Origin of the sequence: Janthinobacterium sp. LPB2021202312-11-4 (assembly GCF_037049705.1) — a bacterium.
Lineage (GTDB): Bacteria > Pseudomonadota > Gammaproteobacteria > Pseudomonadales > Pseudomonadaceae > Aquipseudomonas.
Genome location: NZ_JBAGKV010000009.1, coordinates 19,720 through 33,216 on the forward strand (window position 1 = coordinate 19,720; position 13,497 = coordinate 33,216).

The following is a 13,497-nucleotide window of genomic DNA, read 5'->3' on the forward strand; positions in this document are numbered from 1 at the left end:
TTTGTGATTGTAAGGATCAGCAAGAGATTTCAACGGAACGTGCCAGGCGCCTTGAATAACAGCGGCTGCGGTCTGGCGGGCCGACTTTGCAAGCTGTCGCAGGTAAACAATTGCGGGCGTTCAATGACATACCCTTGAGCGTAATCGACACCGATTTCGAGCAATGCCTGCTCGATCTGCGGTGTCTCTACAAACTCGGCAATGGTGCGCTTACCCATGACATGACCGATGTGGTTGATCACCTCGACCATAGCGCGGTTAATCGGGTCGTCCAGCATGTCCTTTACGAAACTCCCGTCAATCTTCAAGAAGTCTACAGGTAAATGTTTCAAGTAAGCGAATGAGGACATTCCGGCACAAAAGTCATCTAGCGAGAAGTGGCAACCTAAACCTTTGAGTTCATTAATAAATCTGATTGCACTTCCTAAATTCGAAATAGCGCTGGTCTCTGTAATTTCAAAACAAATCATTTCAGGAGGAATAGCGTAAGTAACAAACTGTTCACGCAAGAAGTCCAGGAACGCCTCATCTCCGATAGTAATACCTGACAGATTAATCGCACACATGGCCAACGGACCTTTGCGTTGTTCTTTAATACATTGGGCAATGATCTTGAAAACATTCTCAACAACCCAACGATCCAGCGACGTCATCAAGCCATAACGTTCAGCAGCGGGAATAAAACTGTCGGGCAGAATCATCCGCCCGGCCTCGTCGTGCAGTCGCAACAATATTTCGATGTGCCCGCCGCCTTGTTCCACGTGCCCGAGCGCTGCAATTTCCTGGGCGTACAGGCAGAAGCGATTTTCTTCCAGGGCCATGTGCAAGCGCTGCACCCAGGCCATTTCGCCGAAACGCAGGGACAGCTCCGAGTCGTCGGCATGGTAGACCTGAACCCGGTTACGGCCCTTTTCCTTGGCCATGTAACAGGCCATATCGGCGGCGCGCAGTGAGGATTCGAGGGTGGTCGGCGTTTGCGCGACATGCACCAGGCCAATGCTGACAGTGGTCAGGAACGGCCGCCCCTTCCACACGAAGTGCAGGTTTTGCACGGTCTGGCGCAGCACCTCGGCGATTTTTTCCGCGTGTTCCGGCGCACAGTTCTCCAGCAGGATGCCGAACTCGTCGCCCCCCAGCCTGGCCAGGGTGTCGCCTTCACGCAGCCCCGATTGCAGCAACGCGCAGATATGCCGCAACAGCTCATCGCCCGCCGCATGGCCGCAGGTATCGTTGACCAGTTTGAACTGGTCCAGGTCGAGGAACATCAAGGCATGGCGCCCCGGTTGCCGGGTCAGGTTGTGCAACGCCTGCTCCAGGCGATATTCGAATTCGCGGCGGTTGGCCAGCCCGGTCAGGGCGTCATGGGTGGCTTGCCAGGACAGATTGGCGATGTATTGCCGTTCCTGAGTCATGTCATGCAGCACCAGCACCGTGCCGCTGACCTTGCCGGCATTACGGATCGGCGCGCCCACCAGGGTCACCGACACCGTGCTGCCATCCAGGCGCTGGATCAGTTTCGAATGTTCGCTGCCGCCACTGAGTTGGCCGCTCAAGATGTGTTCGATCAAGGTAAATCCGTCGGCCTGGGCGTTCTCGTCCAGCAGATTGAACAGCGCTGCCAGCGGCAACCCATTGGCCTGCTCGGCTTTCCAGTGGGTCAAGGCCTCGGCGGCAGGGTTCATGTAGGCAATGGCCCCTTCGACATCGGTGGTAATCACGCCATCGCCAATCGACTGCAAGGTGATCTGCGCCCGATCCTTCTCCAGTTGCAGGGCCTCGGCGAAGGCATGCCGTTGCTTGAGCAATTTATGGGTGCGCAGCAACGCCAGAACAATCAAGCCCAGCGCCGTGGCCAGGTTGGTCACCAGCAGCAATCGCAGGATCACCCTCGAGCCTTCGCCCAGCGCGTCGCTGAACGCCTTCGCGGCCGGGGTGACGCCGTCGTTGATCGCGAAAACCTGCGCCTTCCAGCGCTTGATATCGCCAGCGTTGGCTTGATTATCGACAACGCGCTGGTGCATCTCGCGCGCAACATCATCGAGCTTCACCAGATAAGCATCGCCCTCGGTCCAGAGATCAATGGCTTTTTCCAGGTAACTGAAGTGCCGGAAGTTCAGGTACAGCCAGATCAGGCTCGAGACGTCGTCCGGGTGATTGCCGCCCTTGAGGATGCCCACTCGCGCCGCTTTAAGGTCTGGTGGCTGCTTGTCCAGCGCCAGGCGCAGCTCGTGCCCGCCCTGAGGCACGGCAATGGCGTTCTGGTATTTGAGGAAAATCGCCTCGTCGCGGCTGTCGGCGTAAAGGTTGAGGTAATAGATGGCGTCCTTTTGGCCCTTTGACCACAGGCTTTCACCGGCCACATAGCCGCGAACCGCCGATAGCACATAGAGGCTGACGCCGCCGAGCAACGCTTGAAACAGCACGACGGCGATAAACGGCCAGACGATGCCCAACAACCGTGGCGTTCCGAGAGTCCGTTTTGGCTTCATGAGGTCCCTTGCGTAGGCGGTGCCTGATCATCGTCCAGATCCGGCCACTCCCGCAAGCCTAGGAGGCGTTCCTTATCCCCGCAAGGTCGCGCCGGCTACTGTCGTGGGCAAATCGTTATTAATGACGGTTTCGGTACTGGTCAAACCTATAGAGCGACCCACTGCCCCCAAAGTGCCGCCGCACCTATAACTATCTACCACCTCATAGCGCAAGCGATCGCTTGTAATCGAAACCGGACGCCATCGCCTGTGAGCGATGCGCACCTCGATAACAATCAAGCGAAGTGCTTTCATGCAAACATTCGACTCAACCGCGCCGCGAGGCCTGTTTCCTCCCACCCATCCTTCCGACGCCCAACTATATGCAGGCCAACTGGAAGACTACGAACTCATGCTGTCCAGCATCAGCGAGCCGCCCACGCTGGTCAGTTTGAGCAATTTGCTGCCAATCGGTCCTTTTTCCCCCCTCCACCAAGTCAGTGAGGACGGGCTGAACGCTTTATGGCACGTGCTGCGAGATAGAGCTTACATAGACCTGTGCACGCGGCTTGAAATAAAACATGGCGACTTGAGCGTGACCCGCAAGGACAACGCCTATGTTTATGAAGGCTGGAGCAACGCAGGGCAACGCGTCACCGTCGACCTGACTGAAAACACGAAATGGCAAATGCTCAAGCCACGGATCGAGCGCGCGGCGACGTTACTGGGAGACCAGCTCAACTCCAACCGCAAGATCACCCTGCAACGAATGTGCTGGTTTTACGCAATGGCACCATGGCGGCCGCGACACCCTCAGGAACATCCGGCTGCGTTGGCGGCGCTTCAAGAGAAAATCGCCCGTCATCATCTGCAACTCGAAGACGACTTCGACATCCTGGCCCTCAGACGTCGCCCCACTGATCAGGACCGTGCTGCATTCCGGGCCCATCGGCGTGGCGCATCCAGTCCTTCAGAGGTCGATACGCAAAAAGTGCACGCCGCGATTATCCGCGCGCAAATAATCGAGACCGTTAACCAGTGCCTGCCTGCGAGCAGCCCATCGCCGCTGACTTACCTTGCCAACGACATCCTCGCTGCCGCGTCCCTAGAACAGGTTCGGGCAACACCGACTGTTTATCTTCAAAAAATCCTGAACACCAACGAAGCCCAGCAGTTGGGGATGCTTTTGCTGTCGATGATGGACTGGTATGGCGGGGAAATCGGCGAAGAAACCGCGCCCTCTATAAAAACCAAACTGGTCGTCCAGGCACTGCAACTTTGGTTGATTGGAGCAACTGGCGACAACCCGGGGGAGGTCGCCGGTTACGCTTGGCAGGCACCTGCAAACTGGGGCAAGAGTTATCAGGCGATTCGTGCCGAATTTGAAACCCACCTTCAAACCTCAAAACGCGCCGCCTCGGAAAAAGAGGCCATGGTCATGGCCCGTTTGTTTCTTTCGCGGTTTCCGAGTGAGTTCCAGGTCACGGACATCCCGGCCAACCTGCCCTACAGAAGCTCGATGGTCTGGGTCAACTTCGTGACCGGGGTGAACCTGATCCAACTAAGCGATCCGCGATTGCTGGACAGGATGACCTTCCAGCAATTGGTCAGCCTGCCAATGGTGATGGACAAAGAGGTCTCGGCAGAAAAACGCAAACTTATCGCCCTGGCGAGGCTGCTACCGACGCTGGACTGGGCGCAAACCTATGGCTTCATTGCACAACAATCACCTGACACCTACTCGATAACAGATGTTGAGCGGGCACTAACGGCGCTGGACAACCATAACGACCGACTCAATTGGGCCATTAACCAACTCACCGAAAAACCGCCCGAGCGGCTAGCCATTGCCAAGAAAGAAATAGAGCGGCTGTTCGGCAAAGACGCCTTCATCTCGGATGGCCGAAAACTGGCCAGAAAAAAGAACATGCCTATTTCTGTTTCTCGTGACATCCCCTATCTCGAAGGCAGGGAGTATGACCTCTACTCATTCCTCGACGTACTGGCGTCTGACGAGGTGGGTAATCATGAAAAATGGTTTGTCACTCAAGCGGATGGCACCACCGTCACCCGACAATGGCTTCGGATCGATGAGAACCGGACGATTAAAACCGATGGACCCTGGTCAATCCAGGGCAAGACATTCGATGGCGCACGAATAGTCCTGTCGCCGTCCGCCAAGCTGTTGAACGTGAAGGCCTCATTCGAAAAAGCATTCGCGCTCTACCTTGAAAAAACCACAACGGCCTACGAAACACTGATCGCAAGCCTGATCGCCTCACTCCCCAATGCCGATCGTCTGGCGCTGGCGTTCGGCGAAGTCAAAATCCACAGCCTCAGAAAAGAAACGAGCAACGTCGAGGCGGCCCATGAAACGCCAGACAAAATTTTGCCGCTCAGAGCCCGTAACGGTTTGATACTGCAGGCCACCTTTGCAGGCAACACTACGCATTACGAACTGTTGCCAAGGGCTGGCGTAATACGCAGCCTGGGCACACTGGCTCCAGAGCTGTTGGGCGCCGCACTCAAATCCGAGCGCTGGAAGGTCCAGAGCAACCACTCAAGCGTTTCCGTCCACGTATGGCGTCACAAGGATTTACCGTTTGACTGGGACGCGCATTTGAACGGAGACGCACCCAAAGAGAACGCACGCTGCCAAGCCATCATCGAACGATTGGGGGTCACGTTCGGGGCAATTGCCCCGTCCCCTGAAAACGCATCCGGCATTGCACGGACGCTGTCCTCCGGCCGCGTGGTGGAGATCAGCCATGTCATCGCCACCCAACTTCTTTACGTGGACCCGAAAATACTGCGCGACATCGCCTACGGCCAGACCCAGTTCGACCGTGATTCCGCCTGGATGGATCAAACCGTCAACTTTTTCAAGGCACTGGTGCCGTTCCTGGGCAGTGTCGAAGACCTGAAATCGGAGGACAAAACACGCTGGATTCAGGGCGCGTTTGGCCTGTTCAGCGATGGGATTTCATTTCTGCTGCCCGTTGGCAAATTTGCCTCGGGGTCCATGCGCCTCATGACCCAAGCCAGCCGGGTGACACTCGGCGCCCGCCTGCCGTCCTTCAAGTTGCTGACGATGGAATTGATCACGTCGATGGTGGGGAATCTGAACCCGGTGGACGGTCCGGTTTCACTGCTGACCGGGTTAGGCCCCGTCGCGTTGAAGTTAATCCGGGCCGGCCGCTCCAACGTCATGACGCTGCTGGGAAAAGCAGGTCGCTACACATTCATGCGCAGCGTCCCGCAGATCGCTGATATCGGGCAGTGGAGACCGTTGGCAGCCGGCGATCAATTAGCCCGCGTCAAAGGCCTCGACGATGTTCCGGTACGCAACCTGGCAACCTTCGGGAAGTCTGATTACCGCCTGATTGACCCACTGACGTGCAAACCGTATGGCCCCCGATTACCGACAAAATCCGGGGCACTGTCGCCGGGGCAATCCCACTATCGTTCGCTGCACAAAAACGATGAACACATCCTCATCGAATGCCCCGAAAGCACCCGGGTCGGCGAGATACTCGAAGTCGATGGCAGGGTGACGCTGTTGCTCGACGATGTGCCATACAGACTGAAGGACGACGCGCTGTATCGCGCCGACCTGATCGACGACGTCCTCAAGAGTATCCCCTGTCGGATGCGGAGGGCCCCGGGTCCCGGAATCTGTAAAACCCTCTATGTGCTCCGTGATCCGGCGCCCACACCGGATATTGGCAGTTACGACGAAAGCAAAGGCTGGGCACTCTGGTTCGGCGACAGCATTTACACCCCCGCTGCCGGCCGCGAGCCCATGCAAGTCGCCGACATCGCCAGGCAGACGAGTTTCACGGCCACCCTGGAGTTTCAAAAAGGGATCTTCGGCCGCGTCATGATCAGTGTGCCCGTACCCGGTCAACCGCTTATGGATAACCTGAAAGCAGGTGCCACGATAATCGAAGCCATGGACGGGTCGAAACACTACGTTTCCACGCGCCTGAATGCCGGCGACTTTTATGTCGCCGAACGCATCAAGGGGCAGAAACCCCATGAGCCTCTGACCTTCAACAAAGCCGAAACACTGCCCAGCGAGTTGAGTGACGAGTTGAAAACGGTCTACACCGGTGCCCTCAACGCCAACAACATGGTGCGAATCCATGGCATCGAAGCGGTTGAACGGGCCTTGAAGACCATGGAAGAGATTGCGATCCCGATCGGCGGCCATGCCCATCCACCCGAGACCCTCAAATGGCTGAAAGTCGACACCAGCCCCGGGGAGGCGGTGCTGTTCGATCATTCAACGCGCATGATCGCCAGCAAACTGCCCGAAGGCGCGACAGCCTGGACCCGCAGCAGGGAAGCCTCCGATGCCTTGCGCCAAAGGACTGCGGAGATCTTCGACACGCTGTTTCTCGCACCGACCATCACGGTAAACGCCGACAGCGCATTGAAGATCGACAGCACCATGACAAAACTCAATAGCCTGCTCTCCCCATGGAAACGCAAGCACAGGAACATTGCCTACGCCGAGGTCACCACGGCCACTGGGACCCGGGAGGTTTACGTCAGCGTTTCAGGAAACAAACAAATAACCGGTTTTCTGCCATTGTTCAGGCATAACCTGGGCGCAGATCCGGTCAAGGTAGGCGACGTCAGCTATTTCAACATCGATGCGAATCAGACATTTCACGAAACGGCCCTCGACGTTACGCCCGGCAGCAAAGTGCTAGCCGTGCCCCATACGATCAAAGACATCGAGACCTACCGACCGGACATGACCCGCCAGCCGACGTCACTGGACAGCGAAAGCAAGCTCATTCGGGTAATTCGTGAAAAGTATCCGGATCGCGAGTCCATCAAGTCGGTCAACGTGGCGACGACCTTGGCGCCCTGTGATTCGTGCTCGGTCGTGATGAAGCAGTTTGGCTACGATGGCAGCCAGGATGGCCTCGCGGTCACGTGGAAATGAGCTACAACTGCTGCAAATGCCCATAGAGCTTGGCGTACAACCCGCCCTCGGCAATCAGTTGCTGATGGTCGCCATCCTCGGCAATGCGCCCGCCATCGAACACCAGCACGCGGTCAGCCTGCTTCACGGCCGACAACCGGTGGGCAATGATCAGGGTGGTTCGCTGACTGAGGAACCGCGCCAGCGCCTCGTGCAGGTTGTATTCGGTGGCGGCATCCAGCGCCGACGTGGCTTCGTCGAGGATCACCACTTTGGGCTGGGCCAGCACCATCCGCGCAATCGCCAGGCGTTGGCGCTGCCCACCGGACAACCGCACGCCGGAACGGCCAACGATACTGTCCAGGCCCTGGGGCAAGGCGCGCACGGTGCCGTCGAGCTGAGCGATTTCCAGGGCCTGCCAACAGGCTTCGTCGCTGCGTTCGCGACCCATGGTCAGGTTGGCGCGAATGGTGTCGTTGAACAGCGCCGGGTGTTGCAACACCACGGCGACGTTTTCCCGCACCGTCTCCAGGCCGATCTCTTCCTGGCTCGCGCCACCGAAGCGAATGGTTCCGGCCAGCGGCGTGTACAGGCCCAGCAGCAACTGCACCAAGGTGCTTTTCCCGCCGCCGCTGGCGCCGACAATCGCGACTTTTTCACCGGGGGCGATGGACAGGTTCATCTGGTCCAGCACCAGTTCGTCGCCGTAGCTGAAGCTCAAGCCCTGAACGTCGATCCCGACCGTATCGCGACCCTGGAACGGATCGACGCCGCCGGGGTATTGCGGCTCATCGGCACGGGCCAGCAATTCGTTGATTCGCGACAGCGCACCACCGGCGGCGTAGTAGGCGTATTGCAGGTTCAGCAGTTGTTCCACCGGGCCGATCATGAACCACAGGTAACTGAACACCGCGAGCATCTGGCCGATGGACAGGTCGGAGAACAGCACCGTCAGCATGGCCGCCGCGCGAAAAATATCGATGCCGAACTGGAACAGCAAACCGCTGGCCCGGTTCGACGCATCGGTTTTCCACTGGGAATTCACCGCGTAATCGCGCACTTCCCGGGCTCGTTGGCCGAGGCGCCCGAGGAAAAAGCCCTGACGGTTACCGGCGCGCACTTCCTGGATCGAATCCAGGGTTTCGGTCAGCGCCTGGGTGAAGCGCGAGGTGCTGTCATTCTCGAGTTTCTTCAGGTGTTTGACTCGCTTGCCCAACTGCACCGTGGCGTAGATCACCAGCGGGTTGAACAGCATGATCAGCAGCGCCAGTTTCCAGTGCATCCAGATCAGGATGCTCGCGGTGCCGACCAGGGTCAGCATCGCCACGAGGAAACGGCTGAGGGTTTCGCCGACGAATTTGTCGAGGGTATCGAGGTCGGTGACCAGGTGCGTGGTCACGGTGCCGCTGCCCAGGCTTTCGTATTCACCGAGGGAAATCCGCTTGAGCCGTTCGATCAGCCGCACGCGGATGCGATAGACGATGTCCTTGGCCAGCGCCGCAAACAATTTCGCCTGCACCACGTTGAACAGCAACGCGCCACAGCGCAGGACGAAGGTTACCAGCAGCATCAGGCCGATGTAACCAGCGGCTTTCTGCCAGGCGTCGGGCAGCGCGTGGTTCATGACTTTCAGCGCTGAATCGCCGTGGCCCAGCAGCACTTCGTCCACCAGTAACGGCAACAGCAAGGGGATCGGCACACTGCACAGGGTTGCCAGCACGGCCACGCCGTTGGCGATCCAGAGGGCTTTTTTGTGGTGCAGGGCCAGCCGACGGATTTCCGCCCAGCTCAGTCGATCGACACGCGGGGTTACGGGTGCATCATCGGGCAGTTCATGCACAGGCAGCGCGCTCCAGCCAGCGGCCGAGCAGCGGTGACAAAACACTCAGGGGTTGATAGCCGTTGGTCAGCAGCGCCAGTTGCCCGTCGCGCTCGGCCAGCAAGGTCGGGAAACCGGCGATGCCGAGGTCCTGGACCCAAGTGAAATCGGCAGCGGTAGCGGCATGCTGATCAGCACGGTCGAACGCGGCGGCGAACTCGATGCGCGGCAAACCGGCCTGTTCCGCCAACTCCACCAGCACGCTGGCGTGGGTGACGTCGCGGCCTTCGGCGTAGAACGCGTGCTGGATCAGCCCCAGCAGTTTCCACGCACAATCCGGCGCCAGGCTGCGCGCCGTCACCAGTGCCCGGCAAGCAGGCTCGGTGTCGTAGACAAAACCGTCGGGCAATGCGCCTTCGGTCTTGAACGGCTGGCCGGTGGCCTCGGTGACCGCTTGCCAGTGCTCAAGGATGTAGCGCCGGGTAGTCGGCTCGAGCGCCGCGCCACTGCCGGTGCGCAATCCGCCCACCACCAGACGCAACTCCACCCCCGCCGCGTGCGCCTGCTCGACCAGCGCCTCAGCGACCGGCGCGAAGCCCCAGCACCAGGAACACATCGGGTCCATCACGTAGAGCAGGCGAGCAGACATGGTTCAAGCCTCGGAAGGTGATTGCTTGTAGTTGTAACCGATCGGGTGCGGCAGGTTGCGCGCCTTGGCCAGTTCGATCTGCTTCTGCCGATCAATGGCGCTGCGACGGGTTTTCTCGCTCAGCTTATCCCAGCAATGCGGGCAACTGATGCCAGCCACGTAGTGCTCGGAGGCGCGGTCTTCGACGCTGATCGGTGTACGACAGGCATGACACTGATCGTAGTCGCCTTCGCTCAAGTCGTGGCGCACGGTCACTCGGTTGTCGAACACGAAGCAGTCGCCCTGCCATTTGGTTTCTTCCTGCGGCACCTCTTCGAGGTACTTCAGAATCCCGCCCTTGAGGTGATACACCTCGTCGAAGCCCTGGCTGAGCATGTAGCTGGACGCCTTTTCGCAGCGAATGCCGCCGGTGCAGAACATCGCGACTTTCTTGTGCACGGCCGGGTCGAAGTGTTCTTTGATGTAGTCGGGGAACTCACGAAAACTGGTGGTTTTCGGATCGATGGCGCCTTCGAAAGTGCCGATCGCCACTTCGTAATCGTTGCGGGTGTCGATCAACAGGACTTCCGGATCGCTGATCAGCGCATTCCAGTTTTGCGGATCGACGTAGGTGCCGACCGCTTTGTTCGGGTCCACGCCTTCGACGCCGAGGGTGACGATCTCTTTCTTGAGTTTGACTTTGGTGCGGTAGAACGGCTGGTCGTCGCAGTACGATTCTTTGTGATCGATATCGTCCATGCGCGGGTCGTTCTTGAGCCAGGCCATCAGCCCGTCAATGCCCTCGCGGCTGCCGGACACGGTGCCGTTGATGCCTTCTTCGGCGATCAGCAAGGTGCCTTTGATGCCGTTGTCGACCATCGCTTGCAGCAATGGCTCGCGCATCTCGACGTAGTTTTCCAGGGTGACGAACTTATACAGTGCCGCCACGACAATCTGTTGTGTCATGGGTGATTCTCCAGGTGGCTACCCTCGTAAGGGGTGAACCGGATGCGAAAAAAAACGCGCCGGGTGAGCGGCGCGTTGCGGAGTCTAACAAAAATAATACGCCCTGTAGGAGCAAGGCTTGCCCGCGATGGCGTATTCAAGATCGCTATCGCGGGCAAGCCATGCTCCTACAGGGGCATGACATCAATGTTTGCTGCCGCCAGCACAGGTCGGCGAGGCCGGAGCCGCGTCGATCTGTGCCCATTCTTCAGGCGTGTAGGTATGCAGCGCCAACGCATGAAACTCACCCATCAGCTCGCCCAGCGTGCCGTAGACCTTCTGGTGACGCTTGACGCGATTGAGCCCTTCAAATTGCTGGCTGACCACCACAGCCTTGTAGTGGGTCTGCAACCCACGGCTGTGCATGTGGCTTTCATCCAGCACTTGCAGGTGCTCGGGCTGCAACAGCCCCAGCGTCGATTCGATGCGTTGTTGCATGGTCATACCGAACTCCGCTTAAGGCTTTTTCTTCACGGCAGGAGCCGCGGCGCCTTTAGGGTCCAGCTCGGCCGTCATGTCAGCCAGCAGCTTGTTGACCACAGGCACCGCGCTTTCGAGCTTGGCCTGGGTCATCTGGGCCGATTGCTGAGTCAGTTGCGGCATTTTTTCCAGGACTTTCTTGCCCAGTGGCGACTGGTAGAACGCGACCAGGTCTTTGAGCTCGGATTCGCTGAAGTTGCTGGTGTAGAGCTTGACCATGTCCGGCTTCAGCTTGTTCCAGCCAATGGCTGCGTCCAGGGCGGCGTTGGCCTTGGCTTGGTAGCTGTCCAGCAAAGGCTTTTTCGATTCAGGGGCTTTGGTCTGTTCAAAGCGCTGAGCGAACATTTGCTGCACTTGCATGTACACCGGGGTGCCCAATTTGTCAGCGTGCGCCAGGGTCAGGAAAGCTTCGGCACTGGCGTTGTGGCTGGCGGTATCGGCAAAAACCTGGCCGCTGGCGCAAACCAGTGCAACCGCGGTACAGATGGCACGAAGACGAGTCATCGAGTTTCCTTTTCTAGCAGGCGAGGTAAAACCCCAAGGGCGACCATTCTGCGCCTAAAAAACCTCATGGCTCAACCCCCACCCCTTACGGGGCTTGATTTGTACGCCTCAGTGGTCAAAAAACAGACTGATGGAACCACAGCGACCGAACAGGGCCTAAACTGCGCAATCAGACCTACAGGAGTGTGACCGATGAGCCGTATCGAAACCGACAGCCTTGGTGAAGTGAACGTCCCGGATGAGGCCTACTGGGGCGCTCAGACCCAACGTTCGCTGATCAACTTCGCCATCGGTCAGGAACGCATGCCCCTGGCGGTGCTGCACGCCCTGGCGCTGATCAAGAAAGCCGCGGCCCGGGTCAATGACCGCAATGGCGATTTGCCCGCCGACATTGCCCGGCTGATCGAGCAAGCCGCCGACGAAGTGCTCGACGGCAGCCATGACGACCAGTTCCCGCTGGTGGTCTGGCAGACCGGCAGCGGCACCCAGAGCAACATGAACGTCAACGAAGTGATTGCCGGGCGCGCCAACGAACTGGCCGGCAACGCCCGCGGCGGCAAGTCGCCGGTACACCCCAACGATCACGTCAATCGCTCCCAGAGCTCCAACGATTGCTTCCCCACCGCCATGCACATCGCCACCGTTCAAGCGGTGCAGCACAGTTTGCTGCCGGCGATCAGTGAGTTGTCGGGCGGCTTGGCCGAACTGTCGGCGCGACACATGAAACTGGTCAAGACCGGGCGCACCCACATGATGGACGCCACGCCGATCACCTTCGGCCAGGAACTGTCGGCCTTTATCGCGCAGCTGGATTACGCCGAACGGGCGATTCGCGGCGCGCTGCCGCAGGTCTGTGAACTGGCCCAGGGCGGCACGGCAGTCGGCACCGGGTTGAACTCGCCCCACGGCTTTGGTGAAGCGATTGCCGCCGAACTGGCCGCGCTGTCCGGCCTGCCGTTCGTCACCGCACCGAACAAATTCGCCGCCCTCGCCGGCCATGAGCCGCTGACCACACTGTCCGGCGCGCTGAAAACCCTGGCCGTGACCCTGATGAAAATCGCCAATGACCTGCGCTTGCTCGGCTCCGGGCCACGGGCCGGTTTTGCCGAAGTGAAGCTGCCGGCGAATGAGCCGGGCAGTTCGATCATGCCCGGCAAGGTCAACCCGACCCAGTGCGAAGCGTTGTCGATGCTGGCGTGCCAGGTGCTGGGCAACGACGTGGCAATCGGCTTTGCCGCGAGTCAGGGCCACTTGCAGTTGAACGTGTTCAAACCGGTGATCATCCACAACTTGCTGCAATCGATTCGCCTGCTGGCCGATGGTTGCAGCAACTTCCAGCAGCATTGCATCGCCGGGCTGGAACCGGACGCCGAGAAAATGGCGGAACACCTGGAGCGTGGCTTGATGCTGGTGACCGCGTTGAACCCGCACATTGGCTACGACAAATCGGCGGAGATTGCCAAGAAGGCATACGCCGAAGGCCTGACTTTGCGCGAGGCGGCGTTGCAGTTGGGGTATCTGACCGACGAGCAGTTTGATGCGTGGGTGCGGCCGGAGAATATGTTGGAAGCGGGCGCCAAGGGCTGAATTCTTCAGCGCCTGATAGTCAGTCTTCGCGGGCAAGCCTCGCTCCTACAAGGGATCGCACTCCACCTGT

Annotated in this window: 8 protein-coding genes; 2 read left to right on the top strand and 6 right to left on the bottom strand. The window is 59.0% G+C overall.

The annotated features are described in order from the left end of the window. Nucleotides 1-29 precede the first annotated feature (29 nt). Complete coding sequence (locus tag V5E99_RS11870) at nt 30-2,489, bottom strand: EAL domain-containing protein (protein WP_499802602.1); 2,460 nt, start codon at nt 2,487-2,489, stop codon at nt 30-32. Between the two features lie 292 nt (nt 2,490-2,781). Here V5E99_RS11870 and V5E99_RS11875 point away from each other — a divergent pair, with 292 nt between their 5' ends. Next, nucleotides 2,782-7,425, top strand: coding sequence for a hypothetical protein (locus V5E99_RS11875; RefSeq protein ID WP_499802603.1), 4,644 nt, complete (start codon nt 2,782-2,784; stop codon nt 7,423-7,425). Nucleotide 7,426: 1 nt separating this feature from the next. Here V5E99_RS11875 and V5E99_RS11880 read toward each other — a convergent pair whose 3' ends face one another. The 5 genes from V5E99_RS11880 to V5E99_RS11900 form a co-directional block, all read right to left on the bottom strand. After that, on the bottom strand, nt 7,427-9,244 hold the full coding sequence (locus V5E99_RS11880; RefSeq protein ID WP_499802604.1) for an ABC transporter ATP-binding protein: 1,818 nt from the start codon (nt 9,242-9,244) through the stop codon (nt 7,427-7,429). Next, entirely contained in the window at nt 9,237-9,872 is a 636-nt protein-coding gene (locus V5E99_RS11885) for a DsbA family protein (protein WP_499802605.1), read from the bottom strand. The genes V5E99_RS11880 and V5E99_RS11885 overlap by 8 nt, the downstream gene beginning before the upstream one ends. 3 nt (nt 9,873-9,875) lie before the next feature. Beyond that, on the bottom strand, nt 9,876-10,817 hold the full coding sequence (gene trhO, locus V5E99_RS11890) for an oxygen-dependent tRNA uridine(34) hydroxylase TrhO (protein WP_499802606.1): 942 nt from the start codon (nt 10,815-10,817) through the stop codon (nt 9,876-9,878). Nucleotides 10,818-11,000: 183 nt separating this feature from the next. Then, nucleotides 11,001-11,300 carry a BolA family protein gene (locus V5E99_RS11895; RefSeq protein ID WP_017340055.1) on the bottom strand — a complete coding sequence of 100 codons (300 nt, stop codon included), beginning with the start codon at nt 11,298-11,300 and terminating at the stop codon, nt 11,001-11,003. Between the two features lie 12 nt (nt 11,301-11,312). Then, nucleotides 11,313-11,840, bottom strand: coding sequence for a DUF2059 domain-containing protein (locus V5E99_RS11900; RefSeq protein WP_499802607.1), 528 nt, complete (start codon nt 11,838-11,840; stop codon nt 11,313-11,315). Between the two features lie 192 nt (nt 11,841-12,032). Here V5E99_RS11900 and V5E99_RS11905 point away from each other — a divergent pair, with 192 nt between their 5' ends. Then, nucleotides 12,033-13,427 carry a class II fumarate hydratase gene (locus tag V5E99_RS11905; RefSeq protein WP_499802608.1) on the top strand — a complete coding sequence of 465 codons (1,395 nt, stop codon included), beginning with the start codon at nt 12,033-12,035 and terminating at the stop codon, nt 13,425-13,427. The last annotated feature ends 70 nt before the right edge of the window (nt 13,428-13,497 follow it).

What these genes read in the sequence shown, in the direction of transcription:
- V5E99_RS11870 (WP_499802602.1), bottom strand. Translation starts at nt 2,489, where the DNA reads ATGAAGCCAAAACGGACTCTCGGAACGCCACGGTTGTTGGGCATCGTC.
- V5E99_RS11875 (WP_499802603.1), top strand. Translation starts at nt 2,782, where the DNA reads ATGCAAACATTCGACTCAACCGCGCCGCGAGGCCTGTTTCCTCCCACC.
- V5E99_RS11885 (WP_499802605.1), bottom strand. Translation starts at nt 9,872, where the DNA reads ATGTCTGCTCGCCTGCTCTACGTGATGGACCCGATGTGTTCCTGGTGC.
- trhO (WP_499802606.1), bottom strand. Translation starts at nt 10,817, where the DNA reads ATGACACAACAGATTGTCGTGGCGGCACTGTATAAGTTCGTCACCCTG.
- V5E99_RS11895 (WP_017340055.1), bottom strand. Translation starts at nt 11,300, where the DNA reads ATGACCATGCAACAACGCATCGAATCGACGCTGGGGCTGTTGCAGCCC.
- V5E99_RS11900 (WP_499802607.1), bottom strand. Translation starts at nt 11,840, where the DNA reads ATGACTCGTCTTCGTGCCATCTGTACCGCGGTTGCACTGGTTTGCGCC.
- V5E99_RS11905 (WP_499802608.1), top strand. Translation starts at nt 12,033, where the DNA reads ATGAGCCGTATCGAAACCGACAGCCTTGGTGAAGTGAACGTCCCGGAT.